A 15,847-nucleotide genomic window follows, 5' to 3' on the forward strand; every position below is an offset into this window, starting at 1 on the left:
AGGATGGTTGTCGCGAGGTGCTTACCATGAGCACCGCGTTCGATCTGGAGGTGCAAGAGCGCTGCCCGAATGCACGGTCGTGTACGACCTGTATCACGTGGTCGCCAAATACGGCCGGGAAGTGATCGACCGGCTGCGCGTCGACGAAGCCGATCGGCTCAAGCATGATCGCCCGCAGCGGCGCGTGGTCAAGCGGGCGCGTTGGCTGTTGTTGCGCAACCGCGAGAATCTGTCGGCCGAAAGCCAGATCAAGCTGCACGAACTGCTGGAAGCCAATCAGGCCCTGATGACCGTCTACGTCCTTAAATCGGTGCTCAAGGAACTCTGGCAGTCGATGACCGCGTGGCAATGGCGTCGCGCCTGGCGGAACTGGCTGGCGCAGGCTCGCGCGAGCGGGATCGAACCGCTCCAGCGCTTTGCTAACAAACTGGCCGCTTACTGGCGCGGCATCCTCTCGCGGGTGCGCTGGCCGATGCACACCGGCCAGCTCGAAGGCATCAACAACCGCATCAAGGTCATCAAGCGTATGGCCTACGGCTACCGCGACAGCGCCTACTTCTTCCTCAAGATCAAGGCCGCCTATCCAGGTAATCCGTGAAGAACCTTTTTTTATGATGACGGCCATGCCACCGACGAGACCCTCGCTGAGCTCGCCTTTGCATCGGATCGCCTGAGGTCGCAAGAACGCAGGGGAGTTACCGATTACGACGCAGTTGAACTCGACGGAGTCGTTACGCTCACTACCTGGTCCTTGTCCTGAAGCTCGACGGTAGCCTGCTTCTCGGTCACTGGCAACGACTTGTACAGCAGAGTGACCAGAGTCTCGCGCGAAAAATCGCTCATCTGCATTTCCTTGTGTGGGCCGTGCTTCGCGCAGCATGGCTACATGCCGATTCCTGCTCGACGCTGCTTCACAACTAGCCCACGCGAGCCGCTTACGAATGCTTCGTGCATGCCAATCCACAGTTATTGGCAGAATACGCTTATATTAGACTCAATCCGCCTCAACAACTCATCCGCAGCGGCTGAGAGTACACGGCGCGATTTTACAACGATGGACGTCGATTGCTTACCCAACGCCGGATGGTCAATAGGCATCGCAACTAAAGTTCCTGCTTCGACCTCTGGCTTGATCGTAAAGGTGGAGACAAAAGCGACCCCGAGGCCCTCCAATGCAAATCGCCGAAGCACGTCAAGCGTATTCGCAACAACTAGCGGCTTGAACTTGACTGCTTCGGTATGTGCTACGCTCTCCATCAGCCCGCCCAAGCCGTAAAGCGAAGGCATTGTTGCGAACGGATATGAGACTGCGCGTGCAAAAGGAATAGGTCCTACATGCTTAGCCAACGGATGATCCGGATGAACCGCGGCGATCAGCCCGTCCCGAACACTGCGATAGACGGAGATTCCATCGGTAGGAGGGGGATTATAAACGAGGCCGATATGAGCAGCATCAGTAAGGACGTCTTCGATAATCTCCCGAGTCGCACGTTGATTCAATAAAACTCGAACATTCGGGTAGTCTCGACAATATCCCCATAAGACCTCGTTTACAAACGGAACCATCATGCTCTCGCTGGCAGAGATCGAAACAATCCCCGTCTTTAGTGAGTGGAGCAAATCAATCTGTCCCCTGAAAACCTCGAATTGAGATTCACAGCCGCGGCGATACTCCAAATACAATTCTGCTTCACGTGTCGGCACTACTCCGGAGGGCTCGCGATCAAATAGTCGAAGCTTCATTTCTCCCTCTAGCTTACGAATCTGTCGACTGACTTCTGAGACGGACATCTCAAGGCGTTCCGCAGCCTTTCTAAGCGAGCGTTCGATCATGACCGCTTCAAAACATTGAACTTGCCGTGATTTGCTAAATTCCATGACCGAATCCTAGCGCGACTCGTGGGTGACAAATTTCCGCACAGGGTGTCTCGTATATTGACAACCAGCCGGGATAAATCTTCTGTATAGTCGTTATTAATTTGACTGCACAATAACTCGATAACTTATCGCCACTGAGGCCAGAATGTCCACTTCATTTATAGAGGCGTCAACCCCACGAGCCAGTGCGTTCAGAAAAATCAATCTGCGGATACTGGCATTTCTGACAGTATGCTACTGCATCGCATATGTGGATCGCGTAAACGTGGGGTTCGCGAAGCTGCAAATGCAGCAGGAGCTCGGCCTCAGTGATGCGGCCTACGGCCTGGGTGCCGGCATCTTCTTTCTCGGTTACGTTCTGCTCGAAGTGCCCAGCAACCTGCTCCTCGTACGTATTGGCGCGCGCAAAACGTTAAGCCGGATCATGGTGCTATGGGGCACCACAACGGTGGCGACAAGCATGGCGTCTGATGTTACGACGTTTTACATTCTTCGCTTCCTTCTTGGCGTTTTTGAAGCAGGTTTCGCCCCAGGAATCATCTACTTTCTGACTCGTTGGTATCCAAAGCAGCAGATGGGTCGAACGATGGCGATTTTGATGTGGGCGTTGCCGATCGGGTCAATCGCTGGCGGTTTGGCGTCCGGCACGATTATTGAGTATTCCGATGGTTTGGCGGGCTTATCGGGATGGCAGTGGATGTTCATTCTCGAAGGCATCCCCGCGCTGATTATGGGGTTCGTCACGTTCGGAACGCTTTGCGAGTCGCCGGCTGAGGCAAGCTGGCTCACGTCACACGAGAAACGGGCCGTCCTGACGGAACTGGGCCAGACGCCTCCGGCACGCCCGGCCCATGGAGCATTGATGCGTGTCGCCACCGACCTGCGCGTTCTCTTATTGGCGCTGACGTATTTCGGCCTCATCAGTGGAATCTATGCTGTCGGGTTCTGGCTACCGACCATTCTCAAAACAGCCGGGTTACACAGTTACATCGAAATCGGCGCGTATTCGGCTGTGCCGTACGTGCTGACTATCATCGTGATCTATGTGGTTGGTCGACTCTCCGACCGCAACCGTGAACGACAACTTCATGCTGCGCTGGCAACCGCAGTGGGTGCAGTCGGCCTCATGGCTACAGCCCACTTCTCCGACCAGTTTGTCGTGGCGCTTGCAGCCATCTCTATTGCGACGGCGGGAACGTATGCCGGTTACACCGTCTTCTGGGCCATACCAGCCGACTATTTTTCGGAAGACACCGCCGCTGTTGGCATTGCATTTATCAATACGTTAGGTCTGTTCGGCGGATTTTTTAGCCCAACCGTGATCGGCTGGATGAAAACCGCAACGGGAAGCAGCGAGGCAGGTTTTCTTGCGATTGCGATGCTTCTGCTCACAAGCGCTTTCGTGCTCGCTGCGCGTCCCGCACGGGACGTCAAGGTGACCGCATCATGAAAATCTATGTTGGCGGATTCTTGCACGAGACCAACACGTTTGTTGAGACACACACGCAGTATGCCGATTTCGCGAATGGCGCAAACGGTCCAATTGCGGTTGGCGACGCTATCTTTGCAATGCGTGATGCGAACCTTCCGATTTCTGGCTTTTTGCAATCGGTCGCGGATACGCCGAATGTTGTTGTCCCTGGGATATGGACTTATGCGACGCCATCTGGCCTCGTCATGGACGACGCGTATGAACGAATCGTCAACGAAATCCTGCGCCGCGCTACTGAAGTACGTCCAGATGCAATCTACTTGGACCTGCACGGGGCAATGGTGTCCGAACGCTACGAGGATGGGGAAGGCGAATTGTTGCGGCGACTACGCATGCAAATCGGTCCGCGGCCGATAATCGTTGCGTCCCTCGATTTGCACGCAAACGTCACCGAGCAGATGTTCGAGCATGCCGATGCACTCGTACCGTTTCGTACCTATCCGCATGTCGACATGGCGAAGACTGGGGCTCGCGCGGCTCGGACTTTGTTTCGAATCGCCGAATCGGGTAGACGCTCGCATCGCGCGTTTTGGCGTGCTCCATTTTTGATTCCGATTGAGGCGATGTCTACCTCACAGTCCCCCGCTGCAGAGATTTATGCCCTCGTTGCGGACGTAGAGCGAAGGTATGACGTCGACCTTGGTGTTGCGCTCGGGTTTCCTGCTGCCGACATCCGCGAGTGTGGGCCGGCCGTATGGGCGTGCGGTTCTAGCAAGCGTGGGGTCGAGAGTGCACTTGACGAACTCAAACTGCTGATTGTGGAGAGCGAAGGAAAATGGAAAACGACGTATTTCAGCCCTGATGAAGCAGTCCTCCGAGCCAAGAAGCTCGCAGACTCAGCGCTGCACCCAATCGTGATCGCGGATACGCATGACAATCCCGGTGCTGGCGCGGCTTCCGACACGACAGAAATGCTCGAGGCGCTACTTCGGCATCGAGTGAGACGTGCCGCTATCGGGATCGTCTGCGATCCTGCTGCGGCACGGAGGGCTCACGAGGCAGGCGTCGGCACTCGCGTAAGCATGGCACTTGCAGAGCACACGAATCATCCGCTGCGTGGTGACTTTCTCGTCGAGTCGATATCTGACGGCCGGTGCAGACTCGAAGGCCCGATGATGCAAAACTTGGAACTTCACCTCGGTCCATGCGCGTGTTTAAAAATCGATGACGTGCGTGTCGTGGTCAGTACCGTGAAAACGCAGCTTCTGGATCGCAACCTGTACAGAATGGTCGGTATCGCTCCAGAGAAAATGGCCATCTTGGTAAACAAGAGTTCCGTCCACTTTCGGGCGGCATTCGAACCTATAGCTGAAGCAGTCCTCATCGCGCGAACGGCAACGGGTATTGTGACCGACCCCGAACGTTTACCGTGGAGAAAAATCGATCCTCGAATGCGCCTTGGGCCGGGTATTCAAACTAGAAGAGTGTATTAACCGAAAGCGGCTTCGCCGAGTGCTGCAACACGCGACGAAGCCTAATCATAGATTCTTCAAAAAAGAGAGCGAACCCTATGACTGAGTACATATTACTCGAAAATTCGAGTGCGTTGTCGATTCTATTTCCCTCAGCGTCGTTGCCTTCACGCGCCAAGCCCTCGCGGCCAAACTTCGCGTATTTGCCAGCCACCGCTGTCCGACCTACTTCCTAGAGGCTACCGGGAACTCCAGGTTCTCGGTGCCATAGCGGTGCAGAAATGCGACCTACGTCATTTCTCAAAATATGCCTATGGCGTATTGCGTATGTAAGTCACTCACAGAAAGAAATTTTGTAGACCCGTTACACGATTGTGGCCGCGCCCTGCCTCCGATCTGCCTCGGAGCAGGCGGTTTTGCGATCGTCGATATCGGCGATCGCCCTTTTATTCCCGTCGTGTCGTCGCATGCATGGCACACGATACACGCTCCTGACGACGCACGGCGCTCGAATGTGCACGTTTAACGTAATTCGATTGGAGAGACATTGTGGCAACTTACGAGGAACTGAAAGCTCAACTCGATGCACTCAATAAGGAGGCCGAAGCAGCCAGAGAGCGCGAAATCTCGACGGCGCTTTCTCAGATCCGGGAGACCGTCCTGATGTACGAAATTCGGCCCGACCAGATCTTTCCTCAATGGACGCGCCTTCGCTCGCCGGACAAGCGGCGTGGTCCACTGCCTCCAAAGTATCGAAACCCGATGACTGGAGAAACATGGTGCGGCCGAGGGCGAGCACCGAAATGGATGTCTGGCTCGCCGCGCGAAGCTTTCCTGATCGATCGACCTGCTTGATCCTACGCGCTCCACGAACGACGCCCCTCAGAGAAGGTGGCGGAGTGTGTGAGGTGTGGTAACGCTGCAGGTCAGCATTGCCGGGCGGTGGTAGTACGCTTCGATGCTCATGTCTGTTCCTTCCCCCCGTCACCTGGCGGGATAGAGTTCCAGACAATGCCGAACGGAAAAACAGAGCGTGTCGTTCAGCAAGCGCCTGTGTACTTCGACTCGGCGTAGCCCGGGACTCGGCATGAACGTGCAAGCTCAACGGGATCAACTCGAGCGCATCGCAGCGAGCGTCGCGCCGCCCGCCTGCGGACCATGCGACCTCACGATGCAGCCTACCGCGCGTCCGTCGAGATAAGGCCGGTCATCCGATCGCAAATCGTCCAGCGTGTCAAGCGCATTCTTGATCACGCCGGACATTCCGCCGTGGTAAGCGGGGCTGGCGATAATGACCGCATTCGAATTTCTTACTATCTCGACAAACGCTTTCTGGATTTCATCTCTCAGCCCACACTGTGGCTTATAAAACGACAATTCGTAAAGTAGCTCTGCTCCGATATGCCTGATCGATGCGTCCATCGATTGCGTTACGCTTAATGCAACCGCAAGTGCATATCCGGTCGAGGATGTGGTCAGGCCCGTGCCGCCGATGCCGACGATGAGTGGCCCGCCACGGCATTGTGTTGAATTGGTCAAATGTTCCTCCATTTATTAATCAGTGCGGCTGCCTCGATGCGGGAATTCGTAATACTCATCGACAGTAATCTACGGCACGAAAAAATCAGATACGGAGTCTTAAATTTGATCTGCACGATAAATTTATTAGTGATTTATTTTAAATAAAATACATCCGATTGAGCTTGGGTGTACGCAAATGAATCGAAAACCACAAGTCCTTCTTGTATTTGACGACGACTTTTGTTCAACGAACGAGAATTCCCTCGATAAGGAGCGGATATGAGAGTGACGTTGGCCGGGCAGTTTGACACGGACGAGATCGAGTTCCAGGACAAGACGCTAGACTTCTTCATCCGGCGCGTCGTCGAGTGTGACAGCATCTCGCAGCTATTTCTGCAAGCGGTCGAACAGCACTCCGAGGCCGGCTACGTCATCTTCGATCGCGAATTGCGCGCGCGTCTGATCCGCTACCCTATGATGCTCGCTGACGCGCGTCGTGTTCTCGCAGGCTTGCAGTCGTCGGGCATCTCACGCGAAGCCCGCGTGGCGATCCGACTCGACGAGCCGCGGGAGTTCTTTCCTGTCTTCTGGGCGTGCCTGCTGGGCGGCTATGTGCCTTGCCCGTTGCCGCCGCTACGCGGCACCGACATGGACCGCGCGGCCTACGTTGCCCACGTGTCGGCGCTGCTCGACGGACCGCTCTTTGTTACGGCTGACAAAGACTCCGCATTGCTCGGCGACGTGCGCACGACCAGCGTCGAATCGCTGCGCGCGTTTCCGCCAAGCATCGCATTCCAGCACGCGAGCCGGGACGATCTCGCGATGCTGATGCTGACGTCCGGCTCGACCGGCAAGCCGAAGGCCGTGATGCTCAGACATCGCAACGTGCTCGCGTCGATGGCTGGCAAGATCGCGCGCCAGCAGCTTGTGCCTTCGGATATAACGCTAAACTGGATCGCGTGCGACCACGTCGCAAGCTTGCTCGAATGCCACATGCTGCCGCTGGCAGTTGGCGCGGTTCAACTGCACGTGCCAACCGACGCGATCATCGGCTCGCCGCTGAACTTCATCAAGCTGCTCGGCCGCTATCGGGTCGGCATGACATTCACGCCGAACTTTCTGCTCGGCCTCATCAATCAGGCGCTCGCGCGCAGTGCCGAACTTGAGCCGCTCGATTTGTCGCACCTGAAGATCATCGTCTCGGGCGGCGAAGCGGTTGTGAACGCAACCGCGCTACATTTCCTAGATCGGCTTGCACGCTTCGGCCTGCGCCGGAACGTGCTCGCCCCCGCGTTCGGCATGACCGAGACCTGCGCGGGCAGCGTCTATGCGCGCGACTATCCGGCGTCAGGCATCGACAAGGAGTTCGCGCCGCTCGGTATGGGGATCGACGGCCTCACGATGCGCATCGTCGACGCGGAGGGCCGTGTCGTGCCGGACGGTGAGCCAGGCGAGTTGCAGTTGCGCGGACCGATGATCTTCTCCGGCTACCTGAAGAACGACGATGCGAACGCGGAAGCCTTCACACTGGACGGCTGGTTCCGCACCGGCGATTCAGGACGCCTCGACGACGGCGTGCTAACGCTTGTCGGGCGCACGAAGGAAAGCGTGATCGTGCACGGGGTCAATTACCACGTACACGAGATCGAAACTGTGCTCGAGCAGGTGGACGGTATCGCAGAATCCTATGTGGCGGCTGTGCCGATCCGGCTGCCCAGACAGGATAGCGAGCACCTCGCGATCTTCTTTCATCCGACTTTCCCGGTCGACGACGCAGACGCGCTGTATCGGACGCTCACCGAGATTCGCGAGCGGGTCGTGCTGCACTGGGGTTTCCGACCATCGATGATCTTGCCACTCGATGTCACCGACATGCCGAAGACGAGCCTCGGCAAGCTGCAGCGCATGAAGTTGCGTAAGCGCTTCGAATCAGGCATGTTCACCGCTCCGCTAGTGCGCGTGAACGCCGCGCTTGCGCATCGGCTCGGCGCGCGGACGCCGTTGGAAGGCGACGCCGAGTACATGCTCGCGGACATCTATGCGGAGATCTTCGGGCTCGACGCATCGATGCTTGGCGCTGCGATGAACTTCTTCGAGCTGGGTGGCACGTCGCTCGACATCATCCGGTTCAAGGACAAGGTGCAGCGGCGATTCGGGCTCGACACGCTGCCCACCGTCACGCTTATGCACCACCCGACGATCCGCGAGTTCGCGGCCTTCCTCGCGCACCGCCACGCGCGCGAAGACGCGACCTACACGCCGCTCGTTCCGTTCCACCGCAGCGGAAGACGGACGCCGCTCTTCTGCGTTCACCCAGGCCTCGGCGACGTGTTGGTGTTTGCGAATCTCGCGAAGCACTTCATCGGCGAACGGCCCTTCTATGCGCTGCGCGCCCGCGGCTTCAATCCCGGCGAGCGCCGCTTCAACAGCTTCGACGAAATGGTCGAGACCTATCTGCTCGCAATGCGCGACGTGCAGCCGTGCGGTCCGTACGCGATCGCCGGCTACTCGTACGGCGCCGCGGTGGCATTCGAGATCGCCCGGCGCCTGGAAGCGCGTGGCGAGCGGATGGCATTCGTCGGGATCATCGATTTCCCGCCGGACATGCTCGCGCGAATGCCGCAGATGGACGATGCCGACGCACTGCTGAACCTTGCGTTCTTCCTGTCGCTTGTCGACCGGTACCAGATGGTCGAGTGGGCGCCTTCCCTGCGCGCGATGAGCCGGCGCGAGCGTGCCGAATGGCTGCTGTCGACCGTGCCGGCGCGCAAACGGATTGAGCTCGATCTCAATGCGAACCGGATGCTCGCGTGGGCCGATCTATCGCGTGGGCTCATCGACATCGGCCGCGCGTATCGGCCGGCGGGCCGCGTGCGGACCGTGCAAGTGTTCCATGCGACACCGCTGCCCTGGATGACGGAAAACGGCATCGATAGGCATGCATGGCGCCATCGCGAACTCGAAGCGTGGCACGACTGCGTAAGCGAATGCGCGACCTTCGTCGATGTGCCGGGCGAACACCATACGATAATCGCGCCGCCGCATCTCGACACGTTCCAGGCACGCTTCAAGGCGGCGCTCAATGCCAGCGAGCGATACGCGTGACGCATACGGCCCTCCGGGCGGACGGCCGACGATCCTTCGATCTCCTTCATTCAGGAACGCCATGACACAGCGCACGACGAAGATGAAGCTGGGAGTATTCCTCTATCAACCCGGGCACCACGTTGCCGCATGGCGCCACCCGGACGCGCGCGCGGAGGGTGGGATGAGCTTTCGGCACCACGTCGACATGGTGCGGCTCGCCGAGCGGGCGAAGTTTGACATGGCGTTCATCGCCGACACGCTTGGCGTCTGGGGAACCGACATCAAGGAGTTGAGTCGCAGCGTGAAGTTCGTCGCACAGTTCGAGCCGCTGACGCTGCTTTCCGCGCTGTCGTCCGTGACGGAGCGCATCGGCCTCGTCGCGACCGCGACGACCACGTACAACGAGCCGTTTCACGTTGCGCGCAAGTTCGCGTCGCTCGATCACTTGAGCGGCGGGCGCGCGGGATGGAACGTCGTGACGTCGTCGAACGAATCCGAGGCGCTGAATTTCAGCCGCGACGTGCATAGCTCGCATGCGGATCGCTACGCGCGCGCACGGGAATTCGTGCACGTCGTGAAAGGCCTCTGGGATAGCTGGGAGGACGACGCGTTCCTGTACGACAAGGATGCCGGCCTTTACTTCGACGAGCGCAAGCTGCATTTGCTGCATCATCACGGCGAGCATTTCGCGGTGCGCGGGCCTCTCAATATCGCGCGTGCGCCGCAAGGTCATCCGGTGCTGTTCGAGGCGGGCCAGTCCGAGGCGGGCAAGGCGCTCGCGGCCGAAACGGCGGAAGGCATTTTCACGATCCAGCAGTCGCTTGCGGACGCGCAGGCGTTCTACGCGGACCTGAAGGCGCTCGTCGAGGCGGCCGGCCGCTCGCCGCGGCACCTGAAGGTGATGCCTGGCGTGTTCCCAATCACCGGGCGCACGGCCGACGAAGCCGAAGAAAAATATGCCCAATTGCAGGCGCTAGTGCATCCGGACGTCGGGATGGCACTGCTGGCGGCGATGCTCGGTGGCGCGGATCTGTCGGGCTGCCGCCTCGATGATCCGTTGCCGGAGCTTCCCGAAACAAACGCGGGCAAGAGTCGGCTAGCGCTGCTCGTGCGCACGGCCCGTGAGCAGAAGCTCACCGTGAAGGAACTCTACCTGTCGGTTGCGTGCGCGCGCGGGCACTGGATCGTTCGCGGCACACCGCAACACATAGCCGATCAGCTCGAGGAACGCTTCACGCATCACGCGGCGGACGGCTTCATCGTGATGCCGCCGTATTTCCCGGGCGGATTTGTCGATTTCGTCGAGCAAGTAGTGCCCGAACTGCAGCGGCGCGGCCTGTTCCGCACCGAGTACGAAGGCAGCACGCTGCGCGATCACCTCGAATTGCCACGCCCAGCGCACTGGTTCGCGCGATGAGCGGCGTGGCCGCTTGCCCTCGAACGAGTCCGACCTTTCGATTTCCACCGGTCACATTTCAGGAGAATTGAAATGAATACACTCTCAACATGGTTGCCGATGATTGTCTGGAGCGGCTTCATCGGCTACTGGCTCGTCGCCGCCCGTCACGCACGCAAGACCGTCCGGCGTGCGACGGGGCCCGCGCAGACGGTTCACATCGCACTCGTTATGGGCAGCCTTGTGTTAATGGCGATGCCGCTTCAACTCTTGGGACTGCCGACGCACCGCATGGTGGCGGTTGCCGAAGCGCTCTGGATCGGGCTACTGCTGTGCGTCATCGGCATGAGCTTTGCGGGCTGGGCTCGATACTGGCTCGGCCAATACTGGGCGGGCGCGGTCGCGCTGAAGGAAGACCATCGCCTGATCCAGGGCGGGCCCTATGCGATCGTCCGCCATCCGATTTACACGGGTGTGCTCGCGGCCGCGCTCGGCACGGCGCTGATGGCTGGCGACCTGCGCAGCTTCGTGCTGTTTGCGGTCGTAGCTGGATGCTATCTAGTCAAGATCCGCCGCGAGGAGCGCTGGCTGTTGGATGCATTCGGCGACGAATACACGCAGTATCAAGCCAGAACGGCCGCCCTGATTCCCAAGGTATATTGAGCGGGGCCGCCGAAGATGCGGCCCCCGCGAACCTATCCGAAACATTGTGTGCGAGGCATAAACTGACGGCCAATGAGCCACTTTTATGCCACGCAAACGCAAGGAAGAAGATACGATAGAACCGGGCAAGGGCTTGAACCTGTGCCCGGAACTGATCAAGCAACTGCTCCCTGGAACGCTGGACCGGGCGACGCTCAACGAGCAGCTCGCCGCGCTCAAGAAGGCGTCTTCGCGCGGGCCGCCGACCAACTGGCGATCGCGTACCCGAACGCGGCCGCGGATCTGCACTACGCGAGCACGCACTGGCTGGGTCACACGTTCGCGAACTATGGGCCTGGACGCCGGCGCCGACATCCTCGACATGCGAGAGCTGCTCGGCCACGCGAGCCTGGGCACGAAGACGCTCTACACCAAGGCGAACGCGGTGCGTCGGTTCCAGTCGGTCGAGGCGTTGTTCAACGCGGCGCTCGATGGCGCGGATCCGCCGGCGCCGGCGGCCGCCCGCGCGCGGCGCCGAGCGCGGTGTCGCACGCCTTCAGTCCGGAGGCCGTCAGCGCTTCGGCAACTTGAGGTGCCCCGACAACACCGCCCTAGCGAGATTGGCCTCGCTCATGCCCATGCATGATCTGGTCGATGGCGCCCTGAGACAGTTCGTTGACCAGCATGAGAACTCCTCCCTCGACGCCGACAGTTGATTGGCATGTACCCTCGGCAAAAGCTGGCCACCAGCCGGATCAGGGCCGCAGGCTTCCCGAGACGGCGGGACTGGTTTCATGGACGCGATGGTGTGACCACGACTCGTCATCAATATGGGAACGAAGATTGGTGTTCTGAGCGGTTAGCGGACCTCAGATCCCACGTGACGTTACCCGCTCGTCGCCAATCAACTAACGAAGTTAAACTTGCGAGCGTCGCTCTTCCAAATGGAAGACATAGACAGATGCCGCAAGTGCAAGCGCGCACGCAAACAACATCATGCCAAATGGTGAATATCCAGCATTTTTCGCAGTCAAGATAACTCCAGTTCCGGAAGAAAACAGGAATCCCCCCCTATCGTGATGCAACCTGCGAGACCAGCTGCGCTTCCCGCTAGTGTTGGATGCACCGAGACGGCGCCAGCATTCGCACATGGACTCGAAAGGCCATTGCCGATTCCGACGAGCATGCAGGGTGCGAGCACCCAGAATACTTCCGAAGTGCCGAGCAGGGCGATAGTAAGACTGATCAATGGACCGAAGCACGCCAGAATACGTCCCCAAACCATGGTTCTCGCAAGCGACCATCGTTTCGAATAGCGTCCGGACAAAAAACTCCCTGACATAAACCCCAGTGTAATGGCTCCCATGTATGCGCCTAGTGCCGCAGGCGATAAGTTGAACGATATTTTTGCAGTCGTGGGTACACCGGTGAGGAATGCATAGAATGCACCGGTGGAACAAGCGAGGCAAACCGTATAACCCCAGAAACGGTTCGAGCGGAGAAGAATCGGATACGCTTCGAGCTGCGCTTTTATCGACCTGGAAATATTGGTCTTGGTCTCGTCAAGGTCGATCCAGCAGAACACGAACAACAGCGCCCCCACACCGGCAAGCACCCAGAAGTTGGCGCGCCAGCCGAAGATTTCATCGAGAAAACCACCCAATGCTGGCCCTAACATAGGTGCTAGCGCCGCGGCCGTCGCCGCGTAGCCGATCTTTCCTGCCGCCTCCTTTCCAAAGACGTCTCGGACTGCCGCTATCGAAACTGGGTAACTAGACGTTACTGCAGCCTGAACAAACCGGGACGCAAGAAATGACCATGCGTTGGTCGCGAGGGCACACCCTAGTGACCCAATCGTGAACAAAGCAAGACTCAATAAAATAATCGGCCGACGACCGAAGCGATCCGACAGCGAGCCCATGAAGAGCTCAAGAATCGCGGAGAGTCCCGCGTATCCGGCTAGCGAGAGGCTCATGACCGCATAGTCAACGTGTAGATCGCTGAAAATATTAGGCAACGACGGTAAAAATATACTCAGAGGCAGAACCGAGCACGCGCAAAGAAGAGAGACGACAACCAAGTTCAAAGACGGCGCTGATTTTGAAATACCTATTTCTTTGCTTTCCATCGCTTTCTTTCCTTGCAGTTTGTAAACAACGCGGTGGCATACGCCAACGCTACCGGTTGGAAATGCTGACAAGAGGGCGTATAGAGCACCGGCAGGTTCCCGCAACCGCGTAGAAGTCTCCAAAAATTTCCTCGATCGCAAGCAGATCAACGTCGTCTCCGAGATGCTCGAGCAGTGGTGTACCAACGTGATGCGCTCCAAGGTCGAACCCATGAAGGAGGTTGCGCGCATGATCCCCAAGCACTTCGACGGCATCGTCGCCTGGACCCAGACGCGTCAGACCAACGGCTTCCTGGAGGCGCTCAACGGCCTGTTTCAGGCCGCCAAGCGACGCGCGCGCGGCTACGCCAACCTCACCGCCATGCGTACCGTGCTGTTCCTGATCGCCGGCAAGCTCGACTTCGCTTCGATCAACCAGCATGCTGGCGTAACCCACTCAAATTTCAACAGAGCCAATTTTCTCGACCTGCAACGGCGCACCATTTTCTTCATCAACGTCCCCATCGGCATGGTAGCGCTGTATTTTTCTCGCCAATTGAAAGACGCACGGCCGATGCGGAAACAATCCCTGGACTGGATCGGCATTGCGCTGTCGAGCATCGGGATCTCCATCGCATTGCTCCCGTTGCTGATGATTTCCGCGTGGAGTTGGAATTTTGAAGCAACGTGCTGATATTGACAGACCTCTTCACCCTATATTTTTCTGCATTCCATGAAAACCGGTACGCGGCAACGGACACGTCCCACTCGTGGACATGAAACTCCTTTGAAACATGCCATTCGCGAAAGAATCGCTGCTGGTTATGTGAATCTATGTAAACGCAGGCTCATTTACGCTGAGCTTCTTCATGCTTCTCCAATTTGACCTGAAAATGAATCCGTTTCAGGCCGGCATGATTTATGTTTCCACCAGTATCGGATTTTCGCTTTCTCCCCTGTTGATGCCGAGACTGGTCAATCGCCACGGCCCCTGGTTCATTTCTCTGGGCGCAATCTTGTATGCCGCGAGCTTCGTTCTCTTGATGATCGTGGTGATGCATATCCCGATTCTCCGGTTCCCGTGGCTCTTGCTGCCCGCGCTGTTTGCACTGGGGCCCACTCAAGGTATGGTGATGACGCCGCTCCTGAGCATCAGGATAGCGACCGTACACGGCGAGTGCGCGGGCATGGCGGCCGGGGGTTCTCTCCACTTTGCAGCAGTTGGGAGCCGCGTTCGGCGTGACTCCGCCAGCACGATCATGCAAATTGCGCTCAGGAAACTGTTGGACCTGGACGCGCTTCCTCAGCTTCAGAGTGCATTCGTCTACAGCATGCTGTTCAACCTCGCGGCCGTCGTGATCGCCAGCCTGCTCCTGCGCACGTTGCCGGAACGGCCACAGCGCGTCTGAAGCGGCAGCGTTCCCCCGCCTCCCGACCTGGGCGTACAACGCAGCGTTGATGCACGGAACCTCACCGGAACTGATTTTCATGCACAATTCGACCTGCGAAGGGTCATCAACGACAGGTTGGTTACAACCGTTTCATGGCCTAGACTTCTGACTTTTGCATACGAGCTTCCAATCTGCATGATGAGATACAAGACCAGCCAGCGCGAGCAGGGAACGCCGAAATCTCCCCGCACCAAGCCAGCCGAAGTACGTTTAGACGAATTGATGGCCGCGGCGGAAAAGTTGTTCCTGGAGCAAGGCGTCGAGGCCACCACGATCAACGATATCGTCGAACTGGCTCAGGTTGCCAAGGGCACCTTCTATCATTACTTCGCATCCAAGCACGAATTGCTGACTGCCATGGGCCAACGCTACACGGCGCAATTCCTGGACAGCCTGAAACAAGCCGTCGACGCGTGCGCCGAGGACGATTGGTTAGGTCGACTTTGCACCTGGATCCGCACGAGCATCGAGGTCTACGTCGAGACATATCGCACGCACGACATCGTGTACACCGACCATCATCATCACAACCGCAGCAATCGCGAAAAGAACGCCATCCTCGACCAGTTACAGGACATTCTTGACGGCGGCGCGCGGGCAGGCGTATGGCAACTTGCGCAATCACGCGTCACCGCCCTCCTGATCTACACGGGCGTGCACGGCGTCACGGACGACGCGATCGCAGCTCAGGAGACGGATTGCTCCAAATTCGCCCGTGATGTCATCGCGGTCTGCCTGCGCATGGTCGGCGTTGCCGACGACGGGCAGCCGCCCAAGCCGCGCCGCCGGTCGCGCCAGGCAGCCGGCCGTGAAAATCCGGCCGACAGTTCCTGAACGCTCATGCATGGAAAGCGTGCCCGG

The 15,847-nt window shown here is 58.4% G+C and carries 12 protein-coding genes and 3 pseudogenes; 11 read left to right on the top strand and 4 right to left on the bottom strand.

What is annotated here, in order from left to right; translation table 11 throughout:
* Positions 1-20: 20 nt before the first annotated feature.
* Positions 21-598: pseudogene (locus AQ610_RS28735) on the top strand (transposase); the annotation flags it as partial.
* A 104-nt stretch (positions 599-702) separates the two neighbouring features.
* Here the strand turns inward: AQ610_RS28735 and AQ610_RS36595 are convergent.
* Together AQ610_RS36595 and AQ610_RS35275 are read right to left on the bottom strand one after the other, a co-directional pair.
* Positions 703-843, bottom strand: coding sequence for a hypothetical protein (locus AQ610_RS36595; RefSeq protein WP_009916038.1), 141 nt, complete (start codon positions 841-843; stop codon positions 703-705).
* Between the two features lie 123 nt (positions 844-966).
* Positions 967-1,878 (bottom strand): LysR family transcriptional regulator, encoded by a 912-nt coding sequence (locus tag AQ610_RS35275; RefSeq protein WP_009916037.1) that lies wholly within the window; start codon positions 1,876-1,878, stop codon positions 967-969.
* Positions 1,879-2,023: 145 nt separating this feature from the next.
* Here AQ610_RS35275 and AQ610_RS28740 point away from each other — a divergent pair, with 145 nt between their 5' ends.
* From AQ610_RS28740 to AQ610_RS32050, 3 genes are all read left to right on the top strand, one after another.
* Positions 2,024-3,328 carry an MFS transporter gene (locus tag AQ610_RS28740; protein ID WP_006027786.1) on the top strand — a complete coding sequence of 435 codons (1,305 nt, stop codon included), beginning with the start codon at positions 2,024-2,026 and terminating at the stop codon, positions 3,326-3,328.
* The gene (locus tag AQ610_RS35280) at positions 3,325-4,803 is read left to right on the top strand and encodes a M81 family metallopeptidase (protein ID WP_006027787.1); all 1,479 of its coding nucleotides are present in this window, start codon (positions 3,325-3,327) and stop codon (positions 4,801-4,803) included. The genes AQ610_RS28740 and AQ610_RS35280 overlap by 4 nt, the downstream gene beginning before the upstream one ends.
* Before the next feature lie 528 nt (positions 4,804-5,331).
* Positions 5,332-5,637: an H-NS histone family protein gene (locus AQ610_RS32050; RefSeq protein WP_009916035.1), complete on the top strand. Its 306-nt coding sequence runs from the start codon at positions 5,332-5,334 to the stop codon at positions 5,635-5,637.
* 255 nt (positions 5,638-5,892) lie between these two features.
* Here AQ610_RS32050 and AQ610_RS35285 read toward each other — a convergent pair whose 3' ends face one another.
* A complete protein-coding gene (locus AQ610_RS35285; protein WP_080595144.1) occupies positions 5,893-6,333 on the bottom strand; it encodes an NADPH-dependent FMN reductase in 441 nt (146 codons plus the stop codon).
* A gap of 249 nt (positions 6,334-6,582) precedes the next feature.
* On the opposite strand from AQ610_RS35285, the gene AQ610_RS28745 reads away from it, so the two are divergent.
* From AQ610_RS28745 to AQ610_RS35290, 4 genes and pseudogenes are all read left to right on the top strand, one after another.
* On the top strand, positions 6,583-9,408 hold the full coding sequence (locus AQ610_RS28745; RefSeq protein WP_080595145.1) for a non-ribosomal peptide synthetase: 2,826 nt from the start codon (positions 6,583-6,585) through the stop codon (positions 9,406-9,408).
* Positions 9,409-9,469: 61 nt separating this feature from the next.
* A complete protein-coding gene (locus tag AQ610_RS28750; protein ID WP_009916032.1) occupies positions 9,470-10,807 on the top strand; it encodes an LLM class flavin-dependent oxidoreductase in 1,338 nt (445 codons plus the stop codon).
* A 72-nt stretch (positions 10,808-10,879) separates the two neighbouring features.
* The gene (locus AQ610_RS28755; protein WP_099975895.1) at positions 10,880-11,449 is read left to right on the top strand and encodes a methyltransferase family protein; all 570 of its coding nucleotides are present in this window, start codon (positions 10,880-10,882) and stop codon (positions 11,447-11,449) included.
* Positions 11,450-11,534: 85 nt separating this feature from the next.
* Positions 11,535-11,675 (top strand): annotated as a pseudogene (locus AQ610_RS35290) (chromo domain-containing protein); the annotation flags it as partial.
* 783 nt (positions 11,676-12,458) lie between these two features.
* Here the strand turns inward: AQ610_RS35290 and AQ610_RS35300 are convergent.
* The gene (locus AQ610_RS35300; RefSeq protein ID WP_231749011.1) at positions 12,459-13,556 is read right to left on the bottom strand and encodes a multidrug effflux MFS transporter; all 1,098 of its coding nucleotides are present in this window, start codon (positions 13,554-13,556) and stop codon (positions 12,459-12,461) included.
* A gap of 130 nt (positions 13,557-13,686) precedes the next feature.
* On the opposite strand from AQ610_RS35300, the pseudogene AQ610_RS35305 reads away from it, so the two are divergent.
* The 3 genes and pseudogenes from AQ610_RS35305 to AQ610_RS28775 form a co-directional block, all read left to right on the top strand.
* Positions 13,687-13,980, top strand: a pseudogene (locus tag AQ610_RS35305) (transposase); the annotation flags it as partial.
* Between the two features lie 424 nt (positions 13,981-14,404).
* Positions 14,405-14,944: an MFS transporter gene (locus AQ610_RS28770; protein ID WP_009916024.1), complete on the top strand. Its 540-nt coding sequence runs from the start codon at positions 14,405-14,407 to the stop codon at positions 14,942-14,944.
* A gap of 180 nt (positions 14,945-15,124) precedes the next feature.
* A complete protein-coding gene (locus AQ610_RS28775) occupies positions 15,125-15,820 on the top strand; it encodes a TetR/AcrR family transcriptional regulator (protein WP_015603725.1) in 696 nt (231 codons plus the stop codon).
* Positions 15,821-15,847: the final 27 nt, after the last annotated feature.

The organism is Burkholderia humptydooensis, from assembly GCF_001513745.1.
Lineage (GTDB): Bacteria > Pseudomonadota > Gammaproteobacteria > Burkholderiales > Burkholderiaceae > Burkholderia > Burkholderia humptydooensis.